23 protein-coding genes are annotated in these 25,550 nt (G+C 64.3%); 6 read left to right on the forward strand and 17 right to left on the reverse strand.

Annotated features, from left to right (window positions below; all coding sequences use genetic code 11):
- Nucleotides 1-88: 88 nt before the first annotated feature.
- The 3 genes from mltG to QMG80_RS07565 form a co-directional block, all read right to left on the reverse strand.
- Nucleotides 89-1,912, reverse strand: a complete 1,824-nt coding sequence (gene mltG / locus QMG80_RS07555) for an endolytic transglycosylase MltG (protein WP_085772261.1) — start codon at nucleotides 1,910-1,912, stop codon at nucleotides 89-91.
- Nucleotides 1,913-2,084: 172 nt separating this feature from the next.
- Entirely contained in the window at nucleotides 2,085-3,347 is a 1,263-nt protein-coding gene (gene fabF / locus QMG80_RS07560; protein ID WP_085772262.1) for a beta-ketoacyl-ACP synthase II, read from the reverse strand.
- Nucleotides 3,348-3,465: 118 nt separating this feature from the next.
- A complete protein-coding gene (locus tag QMG80_RS07565) occupies nucleotides 3,466-3,705 on the reverse strand; it encodes an acyl carrier protein (protein ID WP_085772263.1) in 240 nt (79 codons plus the stop codon).
- Between the two features lie 646 nt (nucleotides 3,706-4,351).
- Here QMG80_RS07565 and carB point away from each other — a divergent pair.
- Both carB and greA read left to right on the forward strand, forming a co-directional pair.
- The gene (gene carB / locus QMG80_RS07570; protein ID WP_085772264.1) at nucleotides 4,352-7,675 is read left to right on the forward strand and encodes a carbamoyl-phosphate synthase large subunit; all 3,324 of its coding nucleotides are present in this window, start codon (nucleotides 4,352-4,354) and stop codon (nucleotides 7,673-7,675) included.
- 163 nt (nucleotides 7,676-7,838) lie between these two features.
- A complete protein-coding gene (gene greA, locus QMG80_RS07575) occupies nucleotides 7,839-8,312 on the forward strand; it encodes a transcription elongation factor GreA (protein WP_085772265.1) in 474 nt (157 codons plus the stop codon).
- 82 nt (nucleotides 8,313-8,394) lie between these two features.
- Here greA and QMG80_RS07580 read toward each other — a convergent pair whose 3' ends face one another.
- Together QMG80_RS07580 and QMG80_RS07585 are read right to left on the reverse strand one after the other, a co-directional pair.
- Nucleotides 8,395-8,547: a hypothetical protein gene (locus tag QMG80_RS07580; RefSeq protein WP_158658792.1), complete on the reverse strand. Its 153-nt coding sequence runs from the start codon at nucleotides 8,545-8,547 to the stop codon at nucleotides 8,395-8,397.
- Between the two features lie 14 nt (nucleotides 8,548-8,561).
- Complete coding sequence (locus QMG80_RS07585; RefSeq protein ID WP_085772266.1) at nucleotides 8,562-10,268, reverse strand: HEAT repeat domain-containing protein; 1,707 nt, start codon at nucleotides 10,266-10,268, stop codon at nucleotides 8,562-8,564.
- A 421-nt stretch (nucleotides 10,269-10,689) separates the two neighbouring features.
- Here QMG80_RS07585 and QMG80_RS07590 point away from each other — a divergent pair, with 421 nt between their 5' ends.
- Both QMG80_RS07590 and QMG80_RS07595 read left to right on the forward strand, forming a co-directional pair.
- Entirely contained in the window at nucleotides 10,690-11,901 is a 1,212-nt protein-coding gene (locus QMG80_RS07590; protein ID WP_085772267.1) for an NADP-dependent isocitrate dehydrogenase, read from the forward strand.
- 48 nt (nucleotides 11,902-11,949) lie between these two features.
- Complete coding sequence (locus tag QMG80_RS07595) at nucleotides 11,950-12,528, forward strand: nitroreductase family protein (RefSeq protein ID WP_085772268.1); 579 nt, start codon at nucleotides 11,950-11,952, stop codon at nucleotides 12,526-12,528.
- A gap of 79 nt (nucleotides 12,529-12,607) precedes the next feature.
- Here QMG80_RS07595 and QMG80_RS07600 read toward each other — a convergent pair whose 3' ends face one another.
- Together QMG80_RS07600 and QMG80_RS07605 are read right to left on the reverse strand one after the other, a co-directional pair.
- On the reverse strand, nucleotides 12,608-14,281 hold the full coding sequence (locus QMG80_RS07600; protein ID WP_085772269.1) for an acyl-CoA dehydrogenase family protein: 1,674 nt from the start codon (nucleotides 14,279-14,281) through the stop codon (nucleotides 12,608-12,610).
- 228 nt (nucleotides 14,282-14,509) lie between these two features.
- On the reverse strand, nucleotides 14,510-14,956 hold the full coding sequence (locus QMG80_RS07605) for a hypothetical protein (RefSeq protein WP_085772270.1): 447 nt from the start codon (nucleotides 14,954-14,956) through the stop codon (nucleotides 14,510-14,512).
- A 242-nt stretch (nucleotides 14,957-15,198) separates the two neighbouring features.
- Between QMG80_RS07605 and QMG80_RS07610 the strand changes: the two genes are divergently transcribed.
- Together QMG80_RS07610 and rlmB are read left to right on the forward strand one after the other, a co-directional pair.
- Complete coding sequence (locus QMG80_RS07610) at nucleotides 15,199-16,071, forward strand: 4-(cytidine 5'-diphospho)-2-C-methyl-D-erythritol kinase (RefSeq protein WP_085772271.1); 873 nt, start codon at nucleotides 15,199-15,201, stop codon at nucleotides 16,069-16,071.
- A 10-nt stretch (nucleotides 16,072-16,081) separates the two neighbouring features.
- Nucleotides 16,082-16,924, forward strand: coding sequence for a 23S rRNA (guanosine(2251)-2'-O)-methyltransferase RlmB (rlmB, locus tag QMG80_RS07615; RefSeq protein ID WP_102938104.1), 843 nt, complete (start codon nucleotides 16,082-16,084; stop codon nucleotides 16,922-16,924).
- Between the two features lie 20 nt (nucleotides 16,925-16,944).
- On the opposite strand, the gene QMG80_RS07620 is transcribed toward rlmB, so the two are convergent.
- The 10 genes from QMG80_RS07620 to QMG80_RS07665 all read right to left on the reverse strand — a co-directional run bounded on the left by QMG80_RS07620 (nucleotide 16,945) and on the right by QMG80_RS07665 (nucleotide 25,546).
- Nucleotides 16,945-17,265, reverse strand: a complete 321-nt coding sequence (locus QMG80_RS07620) for a hypothetical protein (protein ID WP_085772272.1) — start codon at nucleotides 17,263-17,265, stop codon at nucleotides 16,945-16,947.
- A gap of 20 nt (nucleotides 17,266-17,285) precedes the next feature.
- Complete coding sequence (locus tag QMG80_RS07625; RefSeq protein WP_085772273.1) at nucleotides 17,286-17,522, reverse strand: hypothetical protein; 237 nt, start codon at nucleotides 17,520-17,522, stop codon at nucleotides 17,286-17,288.
- A 145-nt stretch (nucleotides 17,523-17,667) separates the two neighbouring features.
- Nucleotides 17,668-18,549 (reverse strand): hypothetical protein, encoded by an 882-nt coding sequence (locus QMG80_RS07630; protein ID WP_085772274.1) that lies wholly within the window; start codon nucleotides 18,547-18,549, stop codon nucleotides 17,668-17,670.
- Between the two features lie 292 nt (nucleotides 18,550-18,841).
- A complete protein-coding gene (locus QMG80_RS07635; protein WP_085772275.1) occupies nucleotides 18,842-19,285 on the reverse strand; it encodes a hypothetical protein in 444 nt (147 codons plus the stop codon).
- A 64-nt stretch (nucleotides 19,286-19,349) separates the two neighbouring features.
- A complete protein-coding gene (locus QMG80_RS07640) occupies nucleotides 19,350-20,246 on the reverse strand; it encodes an outer membrane protein (protein WP_085772276.1) in 897 nt (298 codons plus the stop codon).
- Between the two features lie 266 nt (nucleotides 20,247-20,512).
- Nucleotides 20,513-21,007 carry a phage tail tip lysozyme gene (locus tag QMG80_RS07645; protein ID WP_085772277.1) on the reverse strand — a complete coding sequence of 165 codons (495 nt, stop codon included), beginning with the start codon at nucleotides 21,005-21,007 and terminating at the stop codon, nucleotides 20,513-20,515.
- Nucleotides 21,008-21,156: 149 nt separating this feature from the next.
- A complete protein-coding gene (locus QMG80_RS07650; RefSeq protein WP_085772278.1) occupies nucleotides 21,157-21,801 on the reverse strand; it encodes a peptidoglycan recognition protein family protein in 645 nt (214 codons plus the stop codon).
- 166 nt (nucleotides 21,802-21,967) lie between these two features.
- The gene (locus QMG80_RS07655; RefSeq protein ID WP_085772279.1) at nucleotides 21,968-22,240 is read right to left on the reverse strand and encodes a hypothetical protein; all 273 of its coding nucleotides are present in this window, start codon (nucleotides 22,238-22,240) and stop codon (nucleotides 21,968-21,970) included.
- Nucleotides 22,241-22,268: 28 nt separating this feature from the next.
- The gene (locus QMG80_RS07660; protein WP_158658794.1) at nucleotides 22,269-23,150 is read right to left on the reverse strand and encodes a hypothetical protein; all 882 of its coding nucleotides are present in this window, start codon (nucleotides 23,148-23,150) and stop codon (nucleotides 22,269-22,271) included.
- A gap of 2 nt (nucleotides 23,151-23,152) precedes the next feature.
- Nucleotides 23,153-25,546, reverse strand: a complete 2,394-nt coding sequence (locus QMG80_RS07665) for a hypothetical protein (RefSeq protein WP_085772281.1) — start codon at nucleotides 25,544-25,546, stop codon at nucleotides 23,153-23,155.
- Nucleotides 25,547-25,550 lie beyond the last annotated feature (4 nt).

Below are 25,550 nucleotides of genomic sequence, written 5' to 3' on the forward strand. Positions count from 1 at the left end.
CGCGGGATTCAGGGAGCGTGGAAAGGGACTTGAGACATCCCTCGCCGTTTCGACGTCGATGACTCGCAGTTTGCGGTCGACCGGCGCCTCAACGCAGGGAAACGTCGGCCGGCACGGTCTTGGGCGAATTCAAATCCCAGGACTTGTCGAGAAGCGGATCGAGCCGCGTGCCTTGCGACGCGTCGATAACGCGTCGCCCACTCGGGGTGGAGCTTGAGGCGACGCCGGTATCGGCGGCCGCAAAGTCCATGCGACCGCTTGTTCCCACGTCCTCAGGGAGGGCGTGCGCCAGCGAGGCGCCGAGTTCCGTCTCGTCGCGGCTCCCGGGGGAGACTCCAGAAACCGCTGCGGCGTCGGTCCTTGAAGCGGTCTCTTGGTTCGTCGCGAGCGCGAGGAAAGCTCGAGCCGGACGAAGGGCAGCGACGGCCTCAGAGCGCGTCGGCTCGTTGAGCGCTCCGACTTCGAGCAGCCCCGCGCGCGAACCATAGCGGCTGAGACGCAGCGCCGCGCCCGCGTCGGGGCGCAGCTCGCGGCCTCGAGGATAATCCGTCGCTGCGTCAGAGGATGCGAGGAGGCGACCGAAACCGCCGGCGTCCCCATGCTTGCCCTTAGCGTCGGGCGTCGGTGGAGGCGGGGTCGGCTGCGTGAGGCTTGGCGTCGCGCGCTCGGCTTCTGGGGGCGTTGCTCTCTCGTGCTCGATCTCGCGCCAATGTTGAACGTTGTGATTATGCTGATCTAACGTTTGCGCGAAGACATGCCCGCCCGTTCCATCGGCGACGAAGTAGAGATCGTTCGTCTTCGCCGGATTGGCCGCCGCCTCCAAAGAAGCGCGTCCGGGATTGGCAATGGGGCCTGGCGGCAGGCCCTCGACCGCATATGTGTTGTAGGGCGTGTATTTTTCGATCTCGGATCTTAGAATTGGACGGCCAAGCGAAGCCTTGCCACCGACAAGGCCGTAGATGATGGTCGGATCGGACTGGAGCCGCATTTTCTTGCGCAGCCGGTTGACATACACCGCCGCAACCAACGGGCGCTCCTCCGCTTTTCCGGTTTCCTTCTCGACGATCGAGGCAAGCGTGACGAGCTCGAAGGGCGTCCGGATCGGCAGGTCCGCGCGGCGCCGCGCCCAGACCTGATCGACGAGCTTTTTAAGATCGTCCTGCATTTTCGCCAGGAGCTTCGAGCGTTGAAAGCCGCGCGTCACCTTGTAGGTTTCGGGTAGGAGCGCGCCCTCCTTGGGCGTCTCCAAAATCTCCCCGGAGAGAATGTCGTTGTCGCGTAAGCGTTGCGCGATCTGCTCGCTCGTGAGGCCCTCCGGTATCGTGACGGAATGAAGCACTTGGCGGCCATTGACGAGCACGTCGATCACGTCGCGGATGCTCGCCGCCTGCTTGAAAAGATATTCGCCCGGCTTCACCTTGCCGATCTTGTTCTCGACCAAAAGCGTGGCGTTCATCAAATAGGGGTTGTCGACCACGCCCTCGCGCTCGAGCTGCGAGATCATTTCGAGGGCGTCGGTGCGTGGCGTAAAATAGACGATCTTGTCGGCGCGCAAGGGGCCAGGCTCGTTCAGCATATGGCGCATTGAAACGAGCCCGAAAATCCCCACGACGAGCGCCACCAGCACGAAGCTGAAGCCGTCGCTCATAAGCGACAGGCCGCCTCCGCGCCGGCGTCGCTTTCGCATGCGCGTGCGCCGCTGGCGCTCCTGCGCCTCCACGCGGGGGTTGGTTTTTTTCCTCCAGAAGCTCCAAGAGCCGGGGCGGCTTTCCGTCTTGGGCGGAGGCGCGGCCGGACTGGGCGGCGCGCCCTGCACCGCCGCCTGCTGGGAGGCGGCGGCGGTGTCGGCAGAAACCGGATTGTCGGTCCGGAACGTCTCGACGCTGTCGTTCTTGCCGGTTTCGCTTGTCATGCGCTCATGCCGCCCGCATCGATGAAAAGTCCCGCCGCCTCAAGACCATCGAAGCAATGTCGCGACAAGGCTTCGGCATCGCTGTGTTGGGCGCAGAGGCCGAGACGGCGTCCACGCCCATTCAACCCGATCATACCGCGACGCGCCAGGGGCGCAAAGAGCCGCCCGCGGCTCAATCGACCCGGCGCAGCAGCAACGACGCATTCGTGCCGCCAAAGCCAAAGGAGTTGGAGAGCGCCACGTCGATCTTTCGCTGACGCGCGACATGCGGAACGAGATCGATCGAGGTTTCGACGGAGGGGTTGTCGAGGTTGCGCGTTGGCGGCGCCACCTGATCGCGTATCGCCAGAATCGAATAGATGGCCTCGACGGCGCCCGCAGCGCCGAGCAGATGGCCGATGGCCGATTTCGTCGACGACATGGAGAGCTTGGGCTCTACATTGCCGATGAGACGCTGGACGGCGCCGAGCTCGATTTCGTCGCCGAGCGGCGTCGAGGTGCCATGCGCATTGACGTAATCCACGTCGTCGATCGAGATCCCGCCTCGCTTCAGCGCAGCCTTCATGCAGCGATACGCCCCGTCGCCATCAGGCGAGGGCGCCGTGATGTGGTAGGCGTCGCCGGACATGCCGTAGCCGATGATCTCGGCGTAGATCTTCGCGCCGCGGGCCTTGGCGTGCTCATAGGACTCGAGCACCACGCAGCCCCCGCCTTCGCCCATGACGAAGCCATCGCGGTCCTTGTCATAGGGGCGCGACGATTCTTTCGGCCGATCGTTGAATCCGGTGGATAAGGCTTTGCAAGCCGCAAAGCCGGCGACGCCAATCCGATTGACCGGCGACTCCGCTCCGCCCGCGACCATCACTTCCGCTTCGCCGAGCGCAACGAGGCGCGCGGCGTCGCCGATCGCATGCGATCCAGTGGAGCAGGCGGTCACCACGGCGTGATTGGGGCCTTTGAGCCCATGCATGATGGACACGTAGCCCGCCGCCAGATTGATGATGCGGCCCGAAATGAAGAAGGGCGAGACGCGCCGCGGTCCTTTTTGCAGCAGCGTGACCGACGTCTCATAGATCCCGCCGAGCCCGCCGATCCCGGAGCCGATCAGGACGCCCGTCGTCTCTTGCTTTTCTGGCGTGTCGGCTTTCCAGCCCGCGTCAGCCAGCGCCTGCGTCGCGGCAGCCGCGCCATAGATGATGAAATCGTCTACCTTGCGCTGCTCTTTGGGCTCAAACCAGTCGTCGGGATTGAAGCTCCCCTCGACGCCCGGCTCGCGGGGAACGATCGCCGCAATCTGGCAGGCGAGATCGTCCGCCTCGAAAGTGTCGATGCGTTTGAATCCGCATTCGCCAGCAATCAGGCGCCGCCAGTTCGTTTCGACGCCGCATCCCAGAGGCGTAACGAGGCCGAGACCTGTGACCACCACCCTGCGCATAGCTCGCACTCGCAAGCAGAATTCGTTGAGTTAAGCTTCGCGCGCCGCGCGTCTCTCGAATCCCCCGCGCGCGCGCGGAAGGTCGAGCAGCGCGGCGCTCGAGACGGCGGGGCTAAGCTCAGGAGGCCTTCGCGCCCTCAAGGAACTTGACGGCGTCGCCGACCGTCAGGATCGTTTCGGCTGTGTCGTCCGGGATTTCGATCCCGAATTCCTCTTCGAAGGCCATGACCAGTTCGACGATGTCGAGCGAGTCGGCGCCCAGGTCGTCGATGAAACTGGCTTTGTCGACCACCTTCTCGGGCTCGACGCCGAGGTGCTCGACGACAATCTTCTTCACGCGCTCGGCGACATCGCTCATATGCTTCAATCCCTTATTTACGTCTTCCACGGCTCTAGCGCATGGCGCGCCGCTTTCGTTTTCGCCTGGGGGCGCTGGACGCCGCCGCGTCTTCAAAACCGCCCTGGTTCGCCGTTCCCGCATATCGAGGAAAGCGAACCACCGCAAGAGGGGGCGAGCGGAAAGACGTGCGCCCGGGATCAGGCGCAGGACGATGCGTCCCCCGCTTGCGTTCTTGGTTGCTAGAACTCGTCCCGATCGCGCGCAATCACGCCCTCGATGAGGACCAAGCTCCAAATCAAAAACTTAGAACTGTCCGGCTCGGAAAGCCGCTCCGCGCTATTCCTGGACATGTTCTAACATGGGCCGGCAAGAAGAGCGAGCCGAGAGCGCACAGGCCGGTTTCGAACCGTCGCGAAGCCCGGAGCTGGGGCGTATGCGGCCAAGTCGCCGCTAAATATAAGACAGCCCTATCGGAGGGCTCGCTAAAACGGGAGTTTTCGCCGACGCGTGCGAGACGCCTCTTCTCACAACCTTCGCAATCGTTTAACACCTCCCCACCCACAACGAGCCGGGCGCGCCCGCTCATATCCAGCAGGACGCGTTCCGGTCCAAAGGCCGGCGGCGCGGCCTTTTTTTATGCGCGCACAGTCGCAAGCGGAACAGAATGCCAAAGAGAGACGACATCTCGACGATCCTGATCATCGGCGCCGGGCCCATCGTGATCGGCCAGGCCTGTGAGTTCGACTACTCGGGAACGCAGGCCTGCAAGGCCCTGAAGGCCGAAGGTTTCCGGATCGTGCTCGTCAACTCCAATCCGGCGACGATCATGACCGATCCGGACATGGCCGACCGAACCTATGTCGAGCCGATCACGCCGGAGATCGTGGCGAAGATTATCGAGAAGGAGCGCTACGCTGTCCCCGGCGGCTTCGCGCTGCTCCCGACCATGGGCGGCCAAACCGCGCTGAACTGCGCGCTTTCGTTGCAAAAGATGGGCGTGCTCGAGAAGTTCGGCGTCGAGATGATCGGCGCTTCCGCGGCAGCGATCGACAAGGCGGAAGACCGTGAGCTTTTCCGCGAGGCGATGAAAAAGATCGGCCTCGAGACGCCGCGCTCGCACCACGTCAAGACTTTGCCCGCGGCGCTCGTCGCGCTCGAGGACATCGGCCTTCCCGCGATCATCCGCCCTTCGTTCACGCTTGGAGGCACCGGCGGCGGCATCGCCTACAATGAGGCCGAGTTCATCGATATCGTAAAGAGCGGCATCGACGCCTCGCCCACCAATGAGGTGCTGATCGAAGAGAGCGTGCTTGGCTGGAAGGAGTACGAGATGGAGGTTGTCCGCGACAAGGCGGACAATTGCATCATCGTTTGCTCGATCGAGAACATCGATCCGATGGGCGTGCATACCGGCGACAGCATCACCGTCGCGCCCGCGCTGACGCTCACGGATAAAGAATATCAGATCATGCGTGACGCCTCGATCGCCGTTCTCCGGGAGATCGGCGTCGAGACCGGCGGCTCCAACGTGCAGTTCGCGGTGGATCCTGCGAGCGGGCGCATGATCGTGATCGAGATGAACCCGCGCGTGTCGCGTTCCTCCGCCCTGGCCTCGAAGGCCACGGGCTTTCCGATCGCGAAGGTCGCGGCGAAGCTCGCCGTCGGCTACACGCTCGACGAGGTCGCGAACGATATCACAGGCGGCGCCACGCCAGCCTCTTTCGAGCCGACGATCGACTATGTCGTGACCAAGGTTCCTCGTTTCGCCTTCGAGAAATTCCCGGGCGCCGAGCCCGTGCTGACGACGGCGATGAAATCCGTCGGCGAGGCGATGGCGATCGGCCGCAGCTTCGCCGAGTCTTTGCAGAAGGCGCTGCGCTCGCTCGAGACGGGTCTCTCGGGACTGGACGAGATCGAGATCGACGGTCTCGGCAAGGGCGACGATATGAACGTGCTGCGCGGGGCGCTCGGCACGCCGACGCCGGATCGCCTGCTCGTCGTAGGCCAGGCGCTTCGCCTCGGGATGAGCGTCGCGGAAATCCATGAGGCCTGCAAGATCGATCCGTGGTTCATCGAACGGCTGGCGGAGATCGTCGCGCTCGAGAACAGGGTGCGGAAGTTCGGCTTGCCGAAGGATGCGGAGAATCTGCGCATGCTCAAGGCTGCCGGATTTTCAGATGCTCGCCTCGGCACTCTCGCGGATCGGGAAGAGCAAGACGTGCGCGCGGCGCGTCAGAGCCTCGGCGTGCGCCCCGTCTATAAGCGCATCGACACCTGCGCCGCCGAATTCGCTTCGCCCACGGCCTATATGTATTCCACATATGAGACGCCATTCGGCGAGGCGCCCGCCTGCGAGGCGCGTCCTTCGGAGCGCGACAAGATCGTCATCCTCGGCGGCGGGCCCAATCGCATCGGCCAGGGAATTGAATTCGACTATTGCTGCTGTCACGCCTGTTTCGCGTTGCATGACGCCGGCTACGAAACAATCATGATCAATTGCAATCCGGAGACCGTCTCCACCGATTACGATACCTCCGACCGCCTTTATTTCGAACCGTTGACGACGGAGGACGTGGGCGAGATCCTCGACCTCGAGCGTAGGGCGGGACGCCTTAAGGGCGTGATCGTGCAATATGGGGGGCAGACGCCACTGAAGCTCGCCAAGGGGCTCGACGAGAGCGGCGCGCCTATTCTCGGCACGCCCGTCGATTCGATCGACCTCGCCGAGGACCGAGATCGCTTCAAGCGGCTGTTGGACAAGCTCGGCCTCAAGCAGCCCAAAAACGGCATCGCCTATTCCGTTGAACAATCGCGAATCGTCGCCTCCGAACTCGGATTGCCCTTGGTGGTGCGCCCGAGCTACGTGCTCGGCGGTCGCGCCATGGCGATCATCCGCGACGCCGGAGCGCTTGACGACTATCTCCTCGGCGTGCTGCCGAGCCTTGTGCCCTCCGAGATCAAGACGCGCTACCCGAATGATAAGACCGGGCAGATCAATATGGTGCTCGGCAAGAATCCTCTGCTCTTCGACCGCTATCTGACGGACGCGATCGAAATCGACGTGGACTGTATCGCGGACGGTCAGGATGTGGCGATCGCGGGTGTGATGGAGCACATCGAGGAGGCGGGCATTCACTCCGGCGACTCGGCCTGCTCGTTGCCGCCGCGCTCGCTCTCCGCTGAAACGATCGTCGCGCTGGAGAATCAGACCAAGCGCCTCGCCACGGCGCTGGGCGTCGTCGGACTGATGAATGTGCAATATGCGCTCAAGGACGGCGTGATCTACGTGCTCGAGGTCAATCCTCGCGCCTCGCGCACGGTTCCTTTCGTCGCCAAGGTGGTGGGCAAGCCGATCGCCAAGATCGCCGCGCGCGTGATGGCCGGCGAGCGGCTGTCGGGCTTCGATGTCTCCACGGGCGGGCTCGGCCATGTCGGCGTCAAGGAATCGGTCTTCCCCTTCGCGCGCTTTCCCGGGGTGGATACGGTGCTCGGCCCGGAGATGCGTTCGACCGGCGAGGTCATCGGCCTCGACTCCTGCTTTGCCGCGGCCTTCGCGAAGAGCCAGCTTGGGGCCGGCGCGCGCCCGCTCAACGGCGGCGTTATCTTCGTTTCCGTGCGCGACGCCGATAAGGAGCGCGTCGTCGCGCCCTTGCGCCTCTTGCAGAAACTCGGCTTCGAGACGGTCGGCACGGGGGGCACGGCGCGCTTTCTCACGAGCCGAGGCATTCCGACGCAAAAGATCAACAAGGTGTCCGAAGGGCGCCCGCATATCGTGGATGCGATCAAGAACGGCTCGATCCAGCTCGTTTTCAACACGACCGAGGGGGCTCAGGCGCTCGCCGACTCACGCTCCTTGCGCCGGGCGGCGCTGCTGCATAAAATTCCCTATTACACCACCCTGGCGGGGGCGATCGCCGCCGCCGAAGGTATTGAGGCCTATGCCACGGGAGAATTGAAGGTTCGCGCCTTGCAAGACTATTTCCGCTGAGGCGGGCCGTCTGCGGGCAGGCGAAAAGGTCGAGGTTCGGGCGGCGGCCCGGCCGGACGCGCAAAAGCGCCAAGCTTTCCGTATAGTGCGATTCGTCGCGCGTCCTCCGCCGGACGCGGCCTTCGGGCTTTGATAGGCGACGAGCCAAGAAGAGTGGATGAGAATGGAAAAAGTGCCCATGACCGCCGCCGGCCACGCTGCGCTCGAAGAGGAGCTGCGTCGGCGCCAGCAGATCGAGCGGCCGCGAATCATTCAGGCGATATCTGAGGCGCGCGCTCATGGCGATCTCTCGGAGAACGCCGAATATCACGCCGCAAAGGAGTCGCAGTCGCATAACGAGGGCCGCATCGCCGAACTCGAAGACAAGCTCTCGCGCGCCGAGATCATCGACGTCTCGAAGCTGTCGGGCTCGACGGTGAAGTTCGGCGCGACGGTCACCGTCTTCGACGAAGAGACCGAGGAGGAAAAGCGTTATCAGATCGTCGGCGAAACCGAGGCCGACGTGAAGGACGGCAGAATCTCGGTCGCCTCGCCCATCGCCCGCGCGCTGATCGGGAAGAAGGTGGGCGACACGGTCGAGGTGAAGACCCCGAAGGGCGGCAAGAGCTATGAGATATTGACCGTCGCTTTCGTGTAGGCCTGCTTTCTCAAAGCTGACGAGGAGCGCGTCCGGCTGAGGAGCGCCAAGAATGGCGCTCGTCGGAAATGGCTGCGCAGGTCTACTCCAACATCGAGGTTCCGGCGTCGATCGAGGAGAGTGCCATGCCGGCCGCGAGCGACGTATGGGGCAGATTTGCTCGCCGAAACGGCCAATGCTTGACGGCCGGAATGCTCACGACGTTATCCGAGCGCTCGATCGCTTCGTCCTCCACGCAATCTCCGCCAATCAAGATTGCGGCGCGTGCCGCCCGTATTCTTGACTCAGCCGCTTCACTTCGTCGGCATCGAGTGGGAAGTCGAGCGTCTGCTGGAGCGCCAATAGCTTGGCGCCGTCGCCCAAGATGATTTGCGCGGTTTGACCGGTCTCGTGCAGCGTGACGAACCGACAGGTCTCACCCTGCCGCGCGAGTTCAGCGTTGAGGCCGTCGAGCAGTCCGGCGACGTCGATCCAATCGCCCGCATTGCGCAGCGGAAGGCGCGCGGGCAAGCCGTTGATCAGGAGCGTTAGCCGGTGATCCCGCGCTTTGTCCTCGCTCGGTTCGAGATGCGCGCATTCAAAGCCTACGCGTTGGCCCCCAATTTCCGCAAGAACCGCGAGGAGGGCGGCGTAATCCGGCGGCACATCGGCGTCCTCGGCGTCGAACCAATGCAGGCCCTTGCATCTCAGAAGCAGCTCACAGAGGGCCGCCTCCGCGTCTCCCGAGCGCCAACATTCTGCGATCTCCTCGTGGTCCTCGGCGCTCAGTCCCTCGACCAAGGCGGAGTCCAGGATAGCGGCGTCCACGAGCCGGGCAATGAGCTGATCCAGCGTCATTCCGGCGGCGCGGGAGCGTAGCGTGAAGCGCCGCCAGGGATCGAGCTTCGCCATCTGCGCCGTCACTGCCGGATCGTCGACCATTCCCAGCGCGACGAACGCGTCAAACAGAACGGCCGTTTCTTCGGGATGCTCTGCGGTCGCAAACAGGCGCTCGAGCCGCTCCATGACGGCCGGGCTCGCGGCCCTGGCGCCGAGCGATCCGATGGTTTTGACGGCAGAGCGTCGCAGCGCGGCGTCATCAAGGGCCGACAATAACCGTGGCAGCGCCGCGTATTCTTCCAGCTTCGCCAAGCGCTCGAGCGCGAAGCCGCGGACCCATTCTTCGAGTCGTGAGCCCATGACCCGCTCGAGCACAAGCTTTTGCTCCGCTGGCGGCAGGCGCTCCAAGACGTCGAAGAGGCGCCACACATCATTGGCCGCTCTGTAGCCGGCGCAACCCAAACGCGCGTCGATCTCGCGCAGCGCGAGAGAGCGGGCTTCGGCGGCGACTTCGGGCTCCGCGCTATCGGCAAGATCAAGTAGGGCGTTCACAGCGAAATAGCGGTCGTCCTCGTCAGCAGGGGCTGGCGCCAGGATTTCACGAATGACGGGAAGACAGGCCGGGTCTTTCACTCTGGCGAGCGTCGTGGCGGCTTCGCTCCGCAATGTGGGCTCGGGATTGGTCAAGAGGCCCAGAAGAATTTCGCGTTCTTCATCGAGATCGAGCGAAAGGATCGCATAAAGCGCGAGCTTTCGTTCCCCAATATTTTGCGACGCGTCCTCGAGTCGTTGCCGCAGAAGCGCCAATGCGCGGATGCTGTCGGGCCTTGAAAGGGTCCGTGGGGGCATAAACCTCAGAGCCTGAACGGCGTGGCTTTTGGCCGCCTCGTCACCTTCCTCCAGCGCCTCGATGAAATACTGAGCGCCCGATGGCTCCCCGGCCCTGAGGAGGATGTAGCCAATGCGCACGCGTTCGGCTGGAGAATACCGACTTGAAGCTCGTTTGAAGCGCTCGGTGAGTTCCTCCCGGTTGGCTCGCACGAAATCCTTGAGGACAGCTTCGGAGACATCGATCGTGTTGGGGTTCGTGACAATATCTTCGATGGTAGGAGCAAAAGCGCGATGCCGCTCGCGCACTTCCTCTACGCTAAGAGGCGGAAACGAGACCTCGTCTTTACGAGGATTCGACTCGGGGATCGGGCTTGATAACGAGGGTGGGAGCTTCTGCATGACGTGACACCCGCAGGAAATTAAAAGAAAACTCTGATTTTCGGGCTGGATCTTCGAGTCGGGAACGGGCTTTTCTCACCTTGGCAGCCTGGTCCCGCAGATCCCGCCTCAATAATCCTATCATCGGCTCCGCTCTCTGCAAGGCGATGCATTTGCAGGCTTTGCCCGCTGAAACTCCGGTGTTATAGCCGCTGCATCCGCGCATGAGGCGTCTGTTCCTCCCCTCCGTTTCGCGGCGGCGGGGGCTTTTACGAGGCGCGTTTCGGCGCGCAGAATGTCTGTGTCACGTCTCCGGCAGCGGGAGGTGACCGCGCCGGGGAAGCTGAATATGTCGAAAATCAAGGTCGCCAATCCTGTCGTCGAGCTCGACGGCGATGAGATGACGCGGATCATCTGGGCCTATATCAAGGACAGACTGATCCACCCCTATCTCGATCTCGCGCTCGACTATTTCGACCTTTCGATCCAGAACCGCGACGCGACCAACGACCAGGTGACGATCGACGCGGCCAACGCCATCAAGCGGCACGGCGTCGGCGTGAAATGCGCGACGATCACGCCCGACGAAGCGCGCGTGAAGGAATTCGGCCTCAAAGAGATGTGGAAGTCGCCGAACGGCACGATCCGCAACATTCTGGGCGGCGTGATCTTTCGCGAGCCGATCATCTGCAGCAACGTTCCGCGTCTCGTGCCGCATTGGACGCAGCCGATCGTCGTCGGCCGCCACGCTTTCGGCGATCAGTATAAGGCGACGGACTTCAGAGTGCCGGGCAAAGGCCGCCTCACGATCAAATTCGAGGGCGCCGACGGAAGCATCATTGAGAAAGAGGTCTTCGCCTTCCCGGGCGCCGGCGTCGCCATGGCGATGTATAATGTCGACGACTCGATCCGCGAATTCGCACGGGCCTCGTTCAACTATGGCCTGCAGCGCAAATTTCCGGTCTATCTCTCGACGAAGAACACGATCCTCAAGGCCTATGACGGCCGCTTCAAGGATCTTTTCCAGGAGATCTTCGACGCGGAGTTCAAGGAGCGCTTTGCGACGCTCGGCCTGACCTATGAGCATCGCCTCATCGACGACATGGTGGCCTCGGCGCTGAAATGGTCGGGCGGCTATGTTTGGGCCTGCAAGAACTACGACGGCGACGTGCAATCGGACATCGTCGCTCAAGGTTTCGGCTCGCTCGGGCTCATGACCTCGGTGCTGATGACGCCGGACGGCAAGACCGTCGAGGCCGAGGCCGCGCATGGCACGGTGACGCGCCACTATCGCGAGCATCAGAAGGGCCACGCGACCTCGACGAATTCGATCGCCTCGATCTTTGCCTGGACGCGTGGCCTTGCGCATCGCGCCAAGCTCGACGACAACGCCGAGCTCGCGCGTTTCGCCAAGACGCTCGAAGAGGTCTGCATCGCGACGGTTGAGAGCGGCTATATGACCAAGGATCTGGCGCTGCTCATCGGCCCGCGGCAGAAATGGCTCTCGACGACGGGCTTTCTCGACAAGATCGACGAGAATTTGAAGAAGGCGATGGGGTAGCCAAGCCCTCTTTCCTGAGGCTCGCGCAGCGTGCGGGAAGGTCTGAATATGGACGTCTTTGAAGCGATTACAACGCGAGCCAGCGCCACAGCGTTGACTGAGCCCGGTCCCAGCGACGCGCAGATCGCGGCGCTGCTGCAGGCGGGCGCCTGCGCGCCGGATCACGGCCGCCTGCGGCCTTGGCGCTTCCTCGTGGTGCGCGGCAAGGCGCGGGAGGAACTCGGCGATCTCATGGCGGCGGCGGCGAAAGCGCGACAGCCTGACCTCTCACAAGATGCGCTGGAGCGCGAAAGGCGCAAGCCATTGCGCGCGCCTTTAATTGTCATCGTCGCGGCCAATTTGGCTTCGCAGTCAAAGATTCCGGAAATCGAGCAGATACTTGCGGCTGGCGCCGCAGCCCAAAACATTTTGCTTGCGGCGCATGGCTTCGGCTTTGGAGCCATCTGGCGCACCGGGGCGCCTGCCTATGATCCCGAAGTCGTGAAGGGTCTGGGTCTGCCGGAAAGCGCGCGCATCGTCGGCTTTCTTTATATAGGCTCGGTTTCGTCGCCAGCCGCCCGCCGTTCGGCGACAGAGACGAACGCCATGGAGTGGACGCAGGGCTCGTCGCAAAATTTGTCGGCTTGAAAAGCTGTCGCCTGAAGATCGGTCCCCTACGCCAAATGGCGCGGAGGACCGACGTAAAGTCCATAGGCCCGTGGGCCTATCAACCCTCCAGCAGCCGCCGCGCGATCACCTGCGCCTGAATTTCCGCGGCGCCCTCGAAGATATTGAGGATGCGCGCATCGCAGAGCACGCGCGAAACGGGGTATTCCAAGGCGAAGCCGTTGCCGCCGTGAATTTGCAGCGCGTTGTCGGCCGCGGCCCAGGCGACGCGGGCGCCGAGCAGCTTCGCCATGCCGGCCTCGAGGTCGCAGCGCTTGCCACCGTCCTTCTGACGCGCGGAAAAATAAGTGATCTGCCGCGCGACGTGGATCTCGACCGCCATGGCGACGATCTTGTCGAAGATGCGCGGGAAGGAGAACAAGGGCTTGCCGAACTGGATGCGCTCCTTGGCGTAGCGCAGGCCCAAGTCCAACGCGCATTGCGCGACGCCGAGCGCGCGCGCCGCAGTCTGAATGCGCGCCGACTCGAAGGTCTCCATCAGCTGCTTGAAGCCATTGCCTTCCACGCCGCCGAGAAGGTTTTCGGCCGGCGTCTCGAAGCCGTCGAAGCCGATCTCGAACTCCTTCATGCCGCGATAGCCGAGGACTTCGATCTCGCCGCCGGTCATGCCCTTCGCAGGGAAGGGATTCTCATCCGTGCCGCGCGGTTTCTCGGCGAGCAGCATCGAGAGGCCCTTGTAACCCTTCTCCTCCGGATTGGTCCGCACGAGCAGCGTCATGACGTCGGCGCGCACGGGATGGGTGATCCAGGTCTTATTGCCGGTAACCTTATAGACGTCGCCCTCACGCACCGCGCGCGTGCGCAGGCCGGCGAGATCCGAGCCGTTGTTCGGCTCGGTGAAAACGGCCGTCGGCAAAATCTCACCGGCCGCGATCTTCGGCAGATATTTTTCCTTCTGCGCCTTCGTCCCGCCGACGAGGATCAGCTCGCCGGCGATCTCCGAGCGCGTGCCGAGCGAGCCGACGCCGATATAGGCGCGCGACAGCTCCTCGGAGACGACGCACATGGCGATCTTGCCCATGCCGGAGCCGCCAAATTCCTCCGGAATTGTCAGACCGAAGACGCCGAGCTCGGCGAGCCCCGAGATCACCTCCAGGGGGATATATTCGTTCTTGGCGTGCCACTCCTGCGCGAAGGGCGTGACATTGTCGGAGGCGAACTTGCGCATCTCGGAGCGGATCGCCTCGAGCGTCTCATCGAGTCCGGATGCGCCGATCGTCTCGGCCGCTTCGTGATGGTCGATGAGCTCGGCCAAGCGCGCCTTGTTTTTGGGTGTAAGCCCCTCACGAATGAGGCGGTTGGCGGCCTCGCCCGAATGCGCGCGCACCTCGTCGCAGCTCAAGCCGAAGTCGAAAAGCCGCACAATCTCGCCCTGGCTCATCGGTATGCCGCCAAAGACTTGCGCCAGGAATTCGGCGAAGCCGATACGGGTCAAAAGCTGCTCGGTCTCGCCGTAGGTCCCCTCGGACGAGAGCCGCTCCGCGTATGCGATGAGCTCGCTCAGCGACTGCCGATAGGTGGCGAACCAGGCCAGGCCATGCGCGGCGTGCTGCTCGTTCTCGATCAGTTCGGCCGAGAGCTTGCCGTCCTTTGTGACGCGCGCGCGCACCTTCGTCAGCGCCGTCTCATAGAGCGCTTCGACGCCGGCAAGCGCGGCCTTGGCGTCGGCCAGCCACACGGATGCGTCGGAATGGTTCGCGGCGGAAGTCGTCATTTCTCTTGGCTCTCGAAGCTGCGCCCGGCCGGGCAAAGATGTAGGTCCTGCCCCTACATGCCGAGATTTGCCCGGCGGCGCAACATCGGGCCGTCATTTCGGGAGAGACGGCGGGCGATCGGCGAGAGAGGCCGAGATCACGCTGCGTTCAGGCGGAATCGCCGGAACGCAGAAAACGTGATCGATTCTGAAACTTTAGAGCGCGATCAATCCCAAAACCGGTCTCCACTATTCGAATTTCATCTGCCAGGCGACGATCGCGCGAGAAAACCGCGCCTTGGGAAGGTAGCAGAAACTATTGGTGGCGAGCTTCGCCTCTTCGCAATGCGGATGCTCGGTGATCCAGTCATAGCCGAGGCGGTCCATGCAAGCGCGAATCTCGTCGGGGATCACGCTCGACCTCTTGCCGCGCTCGAGCGGATTGTTCTGCTCGGCCTTATATTCGCAGTCGGTCACGTCCGTCCCTTGCGCCAAAAAATAGCGGCCGCTATTGCCCGTCAGGAACATCGCCTCGGTCACGACGAGGAAGGCGAGTCCCATGGCGAGCGCCACGCCAGCTTGAAACGTGCTCTTGAAGAAATTCAACCCGAAGACGGACAAGAGGCCGAGTGTAAAAAGCCCGCCGCCGAGAATGAGCATAAGAGGGGAAAAGAAGACGCCTGCGCTCTCGTTCATGGATCGATCCTCGCGAGATCGGCCGCTCGAGCGGCGGCGCTTGCTTATTAAAGTGGGAATTCGCCGATTTTTTCAAGGCGAGAACCCAGCGTGGCCGGAACTATCAATGTCGCAGCGCACGCGCGGACGCGGCAATTTGAGGCTAGCCAGCGCCGAACGCTCTGGCGTCGAGAGGCGCAACCGCCTATTGCGGTTGCGATGACACACAAGAAGTTCCTCCTGGATCAAGGCGTGGGATTTAAATGCTGATCACCCGCGCCCCGGCTAAGGTTAACCTCACCCTGCACGTGCTCGGCCGCCGCGCCGCGGACGGCTATCACGAGCTCGAAAGCCTCGTCGCTTTCACGGGCGCAGGCGACGTCCTGAGCTTCGAGCCCGGGGCTTCGCTGTCGCTCGCCGTTGACGGACCGACGGCGCGCGCCGCTGGCGAGGGAGCCGAGAATCTCGTGTTGCGCGCCGCTTGCGAGCTTTCCGAGCGTTTGCCGCAATTGCGGCTCGGCGCCTTTTATTTGACTAAACGGCTGCCGGTGGCCGCCGGCCTTGGCGGCGGCTCCTCCGACGCCGCCGCCGCTCTGCGGTTGCTCGCTCAAGCGAATGCGCTCGAGCGCGATGATCCCCGCTTGCTCGAGGCCGCTCAGGCGACGGGCGCCGATGTGACCGTTTGCCTGGCGCCGCAGGCGCGCATGATGCTCGGCGCCGGCGAGACAGTCGGCGCGCCGCTCCAGCTTGCCCCTCTGCCCGCAGTCCTGATAAATCCGGGCGTCGCCGTCGCCACGCGCTCCGTATTCCAGCGCCTCGGGCTGCAGGCTGGCGAGCGCGCCGCCGGCGCCGCCCCGCATCCTGCCCTTCCCGAGCGAGCAGACCGGGAAGCTTCATGGCGCCTGCTCGGCAAGTGTCGCAACGATCTCGAGCCTGCGGCCTTGGCGGAGGCTCCGGTCATTCGCGATGTGCTGGCGCTTCTCGGCGCCGCTCGAGGCTGCAAGCTCGCGCGCATGTCGGGATCGGGCGCGACCTGTTTTGGCTTGTTCATCTCGCCGCGCGCCGCCGCGCGTGCGGCAGCCGCAATCCGCGCCACCCATCCGCATTGGTGGGTGAGCGCGGCCATGCTGCGTTAAGGGGCTGACGATGCGTGCGTCGCACGGCCGTAAACCGACTGCTCGTAAAGCCTTCCCTGAGAAGCGTCGCGCCTCCGAGGCGGCGTCCGACGATGTCGCGCTGCTCTATGGCGTTCACACGGTGCGCGAGGCGCTGCTTGCGGGAAAGCGAGAGTTCCTGGCCCTCTACGCGACGGAGAATGCTTTGCCGCGCATCGCGGAGGCCGCCTCGCGCGCGGGGCTTGAGCCTCGGCTTATCGATGCGCGCGAGCTGACGCGACGCCTGGGGGAGGAGGCGGTGCACCAGGGCTTGTTGCTCGAAGCCTGTCCTCTGCCGCAACTCGCCCTCGACGAGATCGAGACGAAGAGCGGACTCGTGCTCGCGCTCGATCAAATCACCGATCCACACAATGTCGGCGCCATGCTGCGCTCGGCGGCGGCCTTCGCCGTCGACGCGACGATCGTAACGGAACGCCATGGTCCGCAATTTTCCGGCGTGTTAGCCAAGGCCGCCTCCGGTGCGCTCGAGCATGTGCCCGTCGTCAACGTCGTCAATCTCGCGCGCAGCCTCGAGCATCTCTCTCGGCAGGGGTATTGGCTGGTGGGCCTCGATTCGGAAGGCGAGACGGATCTCGAGGAGGCTCCGCTGCGCGCGCCCGTGGCCTTGGTGCTCGGCGCTGAGGGCAAGGGGCTGCGCCGCCTCACGCGCGAACGCTGCGATCTCGTCGCGCGCCTCGACATGCCGGGTCCGATCAAGAGCCTCAATGTGTCGAACGCCTGCGCGGTCGCTCTTTCCGTGCTTCGACGGCGCATCGCCACGCTCGAGCCCAAACGCAAAAAGGCCCCGCCCGGCGGGGAGCCGGACGGGGCTTGAAGCAGAGGGAGCGAGCGGGCCTATTGCAGCGCGCGCTTGAGCCAGCTCGGCGCGCCATTGCTGAGGAGATAAATCAAGGCGACGCCGGCCGCGCCGAAGATGATGCGGATCGCCCAGATCACGCCGACAAGGGTTTGCCGCTCCCCGTTGATCGCATCCATCTTGACGTTGAGCTCGGCGAGCTGCGCGTCGATCCGCGCTTCGCGCTCGCGCGCCGCCTCATTGGCCATGGCTTCACGTTCGAGCCGCGCTTTCTCGATCTCGTCGAGGCGGGCGCCGAGCGCTCCGATGTCGCGATAGCATTCCGCGTTCGGCATGGGGCAGAAATCCTCATCGCGCATCGGCGTTTCCGTGCAAGCGTTCACCGGGTCAGAGGCCCAGGCTTCTCGGCCGAAACGCCGTGCAGATAGCCGTTGAAGGCGGCGACGACGGCGACGCCGAGGCCCCCGATCCACTGCGCCCAGACTTGCCAGAGATGCGAGGTTTCGGGCGGGATTGGCGCTGGGAGGCCGTTCGCGGCGACATAGGCGAGCGCGGCGCCCAGGATGGCGACGGCGAGGTTCAGGATGACGGAGGTTTTCGGATCGATCGAGGGCATGGGATTCCTTTGGGTTGCCTTTGGATTGATGGAAAACGGAAGCGCCCCCTCCCCAGCCCTCCCCCGCGCTGTCGCGCGGGAGAGGGAGCTTGCACGCGCTAATTCCCTCTCCCGTGAAACGGGGGAGGGTTAGGGAGGGGGCGCTTTAGGAGAGCGGTTGGGCTTCGCCCAGAGCGAGCCGCAAAGACTTGGCGAGCCGCAGACTTACCGCGTGGCCGATCGCATGCGCGTCGGCGACGAGCTGCGCGGCGTTGAAGCCGTTCGGGGCCTTGCCCGTGGCGCGAATAAGCGCGTCCTGGCTCACGGCGGCGTAGAGCGCGCCATTCGCCGCGCCGACCATGTATTTCGCAAGCGCCGCCCAGGTCACCGCCCCATACATGCCCCAGGTGGCGCAGCCGATTCCGTTCGCGTCGTAAGAGAAATGCGTCATACAGTGGCCGTTCGTCGGGACCGGATCGCCGGCGACGTCGAAGACAAAGCCATCGCTCTCGGGCGGCGGATTGATCCAGGCGTCGGGCAGCTCGACGCCCGCCATGACCGCGCCGAAAAGCCAGATCGCCGTCTCGACCTCCTTGCGATTGGCGGCGTCGACCGCGACCCAGCAGACGATCTTGTGCGGGTTCCAGGCGCCGGGGGCGAAGCCCTTGGCGGCCCAGAAGTTGAGCGCGAACTCCTCGTCGCAGCCCGTATCCTGCGCCGGATAGCCGCCGCCGGAGAAATTATGATAGGCGGCCTCGATCTGCGCATTCGAGAAGAGCGTCGGGCCAGACTCCGGCGCCGCCTCGCCCTTCCAAGCGCCGATCATGTGCGCCGCGCCGGCCACGACGCAGTCCCCGAGCCGATCGTTGAGATACATCCGCCCGAGCGCCGCGCGCGCCGGTCGATCGAGCAGATCGAGCGCCGGCGGAGGCGCGGGCAGACTAGCGCGCAGATAATTGGCGAGACAGAGCTTCGGCGCATGCGGGCGCGGGCGGATGCGTCCGCCGACGGAGAGACGGCGGTTTTGGGCTTCGACGATGCGCGGCATGGGAGTCTCCTGGGGTAAAGCTGGAGAGCCCCTTGAACCTCGATGACGAGAAGCATCGCGCGGCGCCTCGGCTTGTCAAGGACGGCCCAAAGCGCGTCCTGTTGGACGCGCGTCCAACAGGACGCGCTAGCGGGCCGCCGCTTCGCGGTCGCGCGGAGCGCGATCCTTGACAAGCGCGAGAGCGCCCGCGCCAAAATGCTCGCCATCGGGTTTAAGGGGTGTTGCGGTTCAGGGGCGTGGGCGCGTCGCCCCCTCCCCATCCCTCCCCCGCTGCGCGGGAGAGGGGGCTTGGTTACGGCAGCTTCGCGAGCGTCGTGCAGAACTGGTTGATCGCGGCGCCGTAGATCGCGAGCATGGTGGCGGCGCGGCCGCAGACGACGGCGCAGGACGAATTGACCTTCAGCGATTGGATTTGCGCGTGGATCAGCCACGCGAGCTCATAGTCAGTCATGAGCGTCGGCGGCCAGTTGATGAGGCCGCCATTGGTCTGGACGATATTCACCGTGTTGAGCAGGCCGGTGTAGCAATTTACCGCGTCCGTATCGGGCGGCGTCGCCGCATTGGCGGCGGTGATGGCGCTGTTCAGATCCTTCGTGGTCCATTGCAGGATGCTCGCGAAAGGACTCGACCAGGCGCTCTTGGCGGCCGGCGCCTCCGCTGGCCTCTTCGGCGGCAGGGGCGCCGCGAGGGCCGGAACGGCGAGAACGAGCGCGATCAGTGCAGCGAGGACGCGCATGCTGTCTCCTTTTTTGCGAGATGGAGTCCCGGCGCGCGCTGGCTACGCGCGCCGGCAATGACGATCAGAAGGAAGGGAGCCCGAAATCCGTCGTCGGATTGCCGGAGAGCAGGCCGCTGAAGTGATAGCTCACGCCGAGCTTGATCAGATTGGCGCGCATGGGGATCTCGGCCAGGAACTGCTGCGGAACCGGGAAGCTCGGGATCGTCCCATAGACGAAGCCCGGGAAGCTCGCGGCATGCGTGCCGAGATCGGCGTGCAGATATTCGACCTTCGCCGACCAATTGTTCAGGAAGGCCCATTCGACGCCGCCGCCGGCCGTCCAGCCCGCATAGATGCGGCCTGTCGAGCCGGGCGCATAGGTTGCGGCCAGCGCCGATCCATAGGCGTATTCATTGACGTTGGCCGCGCCATAGGCCACGCCCCCCGTGCCATAGACAAGCAGCGCCGGCGTGATCAGCAGGCCGAGGCGCCCGCGCGTGGAACCCGCCCAGGGCATGGCGCGTCCGATCTGCGCGACGGAAGCGTTGAGTCCGCCCGGCGTGACGAAAGTGCTGGTATGGCCGCCATTGCCGACGAAGACCTCGGCGTCGGTCTCGGCGCCAACGACGATCCGCGAGAAGCTCTGAAGCTGATAGTTCCAGCCGACATGGCCGCCGCCCGCAAAGCCGCTCGCGTTCATGACCGCGACGCCGGGCAGATAATAGGGATAGGCGTTCCATTTGTTGACGCCGGTCAGGCTCAGGCCCTCGCCGGCCGCGATGACGGTCGCGGGCGAATTGTCCCACACGAAGCCGCCGTCGACGCCGGCATAGAAGCCGGTCCAGCTCGGGGCGGTTGCGGGCGCGACGGGCGCGGATTTGCGCGAGGGGAGATCGGCCGCGAGGGCGTGGCCCAAAAGGGCCGCAGCGGCAAGCAGGCGGATGGCGGCGGTGGTGCAGAAGAGAGGTAGTTTGCGCATGAGGAGGTTTCTCCACGCGCCCGCGGTCAGCAGTGATTCTATACGCTCATTCCCCGCAACAGGCTTCGACCGGCGAGACGGGCGCGAAGTGTTTAGGTGATAGAGACGGCCGCCGCCGGCCGCTGACCACGGGCGCAAGAGCTCGTGACCGGCGGCGGCCGTTCGCCGGGGAGGCGAATTCAGAAAAAGGGAGAAGGCTTAGCCGCGGCGTCTCTCGAAGCCTCCGCGCGCGACCTTCAATGCGAACCAGTTTTGCAGCGCGTCCTTCATGATTGCTGCGTCAGCCAATTGAGCCAAGCCAGCGCACGCTGGCCTCTGATCTCCGGCTGGCTCTTGGCGCCGGCTCGCTCATATTTGGCGCAGGCGACGGCGCCGGCGTCATGCGCATTGGTCGTCGAGAGGAGCAGCGCGAAGGCGAGAGATTCGGTCGTCTGAAATTCGCGCCAGGCGATCTCGCATTGTTGCGTCAGCGAGAGACCGTTCTTGGCCGTGAGCCGGCCCGCGCAAAGGGGCTTGGCGACGCCGAGAAACTGACAGCCGCGCGCGAGGCGGTCGTCATGCATCTGCCAGAGCCCATAGGCCGTGTAGAGATCGCCCCAGGCGTCGATGAAGAAGCTCGACTCGGCGTCGGCCTGCTCGACCATCGCCGCGGCGTGATGGGCGCGCAGCGTCCCGCGCGGCGAGCTCTTGCCGTCGAAGAAGCGGTAGATCGAAAGCGCCCGCTCATGCTGCCAGGGCAAATATAGGGACGGGTTGAGCATGGGGATGTTCCTTTCAAAAGCGCCTCATTCTGAGGAGCGCCGAAGGCGCGTCTCGAACCTCATCCTGAGGAGCGCCGAAGGCGCGTCTCGAAGGATGGGAAAGCGTCCTTCGAGACGCCCGCTGCGCGGGCTCCTCAGGACGAGGGCCGTTAGACGTGTCCAAGGGGAAGATCGCACGCCGATGGCGGCGCAAAGGATTTCGCGACGCGCGCCGGCAGCGCCGCCTTGATGCGCTCGGCGTAAGCGAAGACCTCCGACCATTTCAGATGGCCGGGGTCCCAATGAGAATTGTTCGGCACATCGCCATGGCCGAACCAGCCGGCGACATGACCGAGCTTGCCGGAGTTGCGATGCGGATTGCCGCCGGCGCGCGGCCAGTCGTCGTCGGGCCAGGGGTGCGAAAGCGGAATGCCGTAGTCGCGATCGAGCGCCACCATCAGATGCGCGAGCGCGTCGAGAGTTTTGGCGTCGGGGAGCCAGGGCGTGGTCTGCGAGAAGGCCACCATCTCGATCTGCACGAGCGCGAGATCGTTGTGCGCCTCGAGCGACGCGCCGATGTAGCCGAGCGGCACGAGCTGATGGATTTTGATCTCGCCGCGGTCCAGCCCGAGGATGAAATGCGGCGCCCAATGGCGCACGAAGACGCCCTCGCTGCCGACGAAGCCGCCCTCGGTTGTGTGCAGCACGCCGGCGCGCGGCGCATCCAGGCGCACCGGCACGGCGTAGAACGGACATTTGACGAAACTGACGGGATAAGGTCCCGCCTCCTTCACATAAGGATCGACGGTGGTCATGGCGGTGGCTCCAAAGGATGGCGCGAGAAATGCCCCCTCCCCAGCCCTCCCCCGCCTTACGGCGGGAGAGGGAGCAGGCTCAGGGCGGGGATTAGCGCGCGAGAATTCCCTCTCCCGCGAAGCGGGGGAGGGTTAGGGAGGGGGTTCAGGGGGAAGAGTGGCGCGCTCACCCGAACGCGAGAGCGGCGCCGATGAGCGCGATGAAGAGCGCCGCGCCGACGAGCGCGCCCCATTGCGCGTCGACCCTGCGCGCGGGCCGACGCCATGTCTTGCGATCGTCGAGGCGCACGGCCTGCGCCGGCTTGTCGTCATGCGTCGCCCAATCGAGGATGAGCGACACGCTGAGAGACGCCGCCAGCGCGATGCAGCCGGAGGCGAGCGACCCATGCGTCATGATCATATGAGGCGGTTGGCGAGGAGCCAGAGGATCGCCGCGCATTTGAGCAGCGGCCTTAACCCGAATGCGCTCAATATTTCGCCGCCAGGATCGTCTGCAGAAAGGCGAGCTGGCCGGCCTTGGCGCTGTTTTGCAGCGCCTCTTTCAGCAGGAGCGCGCGGAAGACATTCCCCCACCAAGGCGCGTAGCTCGAGGAAGCGCTGTTCCCGATCCACAGCGTCGCATCCGTGAGCGTGCCGCCGCTGAGAATAACCGAGGCCGTCGAGGCTGTCTGCCATGCGCCGCCGTCGATCGAGACGGCGAGGAGCTGATCGACCGAAGACCAGGACAGGATGATCAGATGCGGAGTCCCGGTCGAGAGCGCGGAAGCGCCCGTGATCGTGCAGGAGGTCGCGCCCGTATATTTGACGCAGATCTTGCGCTGGTTGACCCCGACAACCCAGCCATTCGCCGCCGTGAGGCCGGAGCCCGCGAGCGCATAGACCGTCGTTCCCGTCGTCGGCGCCGAGGCGGAAAGATCCGCGACGACCGCAAGCGTGAAGTCGCCGGTGATCGGCCATATTTGCTCGCCGTTCGGACCGGAGAAATTCGCCTTGACGTTATTCGCCGTCGCGCCGTCGAAGCTCCAGGCGTTGATCCCCGTCAAGCCGTCTGCGTTGCTCGTGAGCGTCGGCGCCGCGCTCGTCGACCAGGAATAGCTCGCCGCGCTCTTGCCCGCATCGAGCATCTGATCGGCATAGGTGCTCGACCCCGAAGCGTTTTGCGCGACGAGATCGGCCATGAGCGTCGGCCATTGCGCGAGGAGATATTCGCCCGTGACGCAAGCGGAGGCCGTGCAGCCGGGCGGCAGGGGCGCATAGGAGCCGGCGAAGGCGCCGGCGATGAAAAGCGCGAGGCCGCACAGGAAGAGGGAAATCGCCGTCGACCAGCGAAGAAGTTGGACTAGGCGCATCGTCACCATGCCGGCGTCAGAGTTTGGCCCACGCCGATGAAGCTCGGGCTCGCGAAGTCGATGAGATAATTGCTGCCGCTCCCGCAGAGCGGATTGGCGTAAGCATTCCCAGACAGGCCGGCGTTGGCGACGACCGTGCAATCCTTGTTGGCGACATTGTGAGCGAAGAGATGCACATTGGCGGCGCCCCAAATCGTGACGCCATTGCCTTGCGCCTGCGCGCCGAGGCTCACCGTCGGATTGGTCGCCGTGTTGGGGTCGCCGGAAAGAGGAATGTCGATCTGGTTCGCCGCGCCGGGGAGATTGGTGTTATTGACGGATAGGATCGGCGCGCTCGCGATCGTGATGGTGCTCGCCGAGGCCGCGCAATAGTTGAAGAAGGTCGAGCCCCCGGCCGGATAGGCGCCGTCCGTGTAGCAAAAGCCATAGGACTTCGTTCCGCTCGTCGTTCCGCCGAGATAGAAGCTCGGGATATTGCTGTCAGTGAAAAACTGCAAAGCCTGCTGTTGCGCCGCCGTGACGTTCGACGCGCAGGACATGCCGTTCGCGCCGGGCGCGACGCAGGGCTGGCTCGGCGGCATTTGGAACGTCACGCGCACGCCGTAATGCGTTCCGTCCATCTGCGACGGCGTCAACCGCGTGGCCTGGATCATCGCGAAGGGCGGCGTGCGGATGCCGGCCCGATACCAGCTCGCCCATTTCCCCATATAGGCGCCGACGATGGCGTTCCCCTGCGGCTCTTGGTGGACGGAATCGCTTTGGTAGGTTCCGACGAAGCTCGGCCCCGTCGCGACGAAGCGGCGATCGGCGAGCGCTTCTGTCACCATCGCCGCATCGACGACGAACTGAAAGAATTTCTGGTTGCTGCCCCAGTTCGACGAGGACGGCGCCGGCGCGAAAATCGGCACGCCGGCCGGGTCTGGCGCGTCGGAGACATCGGACGCCGTGAATTGCGCGACCATCGACTTCAATTCGGCGAGATAGCCGGGATAGCAGGGCGAGAGATAGATCGTATCGCTGACGGCGCCACTGGCGAGGCTGTTCGCCTGCAAAGTGATCATCGTCGATGCCCAGGAAGTCGCATAGCCCAGGAAGGCGCTCGTCGTCGCATCATAGACGCACCATCCGGCGACGGATTGCGAAACGCCGTTGAGGGTTTGCGGCGACGTCGTGACGAGGAATGTCGCCGCGGTCGTCGAGGGCGGCGTCGCGCCGACCGTGGCGCTCGCCGCCGCCGCGGCGCTCTCGCCAAGGCGCAGTGGAACGCCGCCGAGCCGATAGGCCCAAGGCCCTGTGAGCCCGGGGAGCGCGCTTGAAGAACTCTGCACGGCGTTCTTGATGTATTTTTGCGCCGTGACGAGATTGGCCCAGTCGTTATTGCCGCCCGGGGCAAGAATGTTGGGGAGCGAGGCAGTCCAATCCTGGCCGCCATGCGACATATTCTCGGCGACGATCGCATTCGGCGCGGCCCAGCCGGTCATCGCGATATATTGCGCGACGAAGCTCGACATCGGCGTCTCGATATAGAAGCCGCCGTTGCCGCAGTTCGTCGCATAGGCCAGCTCTTTGAGTGGCGTGAAGCCGAACCAATAGGCGGTGCTGAGCGGCTTCGAATTCGTGCAGTTCGTCGCCGGATCGAGCGTCTCCCACATGCCGCGCGGGCCGAGCAGCGGGGTTACGTTCGCCTTTGGGTAGATCATGAAGGCGTTGGAATTGATGTTCGACCCCGTGAGGGAGGTCATGAAGATCGTTTCGGTTGCGATCGCGCAAGTGAGCGGGCCAAGCGCGATGGAGACATTGGTCGCATAGACGCCGTTCGAGCCGTTAGGGCCTCCATTCGTTCCAGAGACGAACGCCGTCGTCATAGGATTAGAGCCAGGCGCTATGCCGGCAGCGGAAATAGCGCTCCCCGGGGCGCCGGCGATGATGGGCGTGCTGGTGATGTAGTTGACGACAACTGAAAAGCCGGCGACGTTGCCAATGTTTCCGGACGCTGCGGAAAGCGAGTTCCCGATTCCAAATCCGTTTCCCGCCGTGGTGATAGCGACCGCTGTCACCGCACCGCCAAAAACAGTGATTGTGGCTTTGGCGTTGGCGCCGGAGCCCCCGGTAAGGGGCACATTGGCGTAGGTTCCGTCCGTCCCTCCAGAGCCGCCAGTTATGGCTCCGAGCCCGGCCGTCGAAAGCGGCCCTGTTATGCCGCTGATTGTGACCTGGCCGCCGCCTGTCGTCGAAAACTGGCAGGTTTCGTAGAGGAAGGTCGTGCCGGGCGCCTGCATCGTCGACTGGCCGTAGCCGATGAAGGTCAAGGCGGTCGGCGGATAGCTCTGCGCGCTGGCCGCGAGGGCGAGCAGAGAGAACAGGGCGGCGAGCGCGCCAATCGCGAACTTCTTCATGCGA

Origin of the sequence: Methylocystis bryophila, assembly GCF_027925445.1 — a bacterium.
GTDB lineage: Bacteria > Pseudomonadota > Alphaproteobacteria > Rhizobiales > Beijerinckiaceae > Methylocystis > Methylocystis bryophila.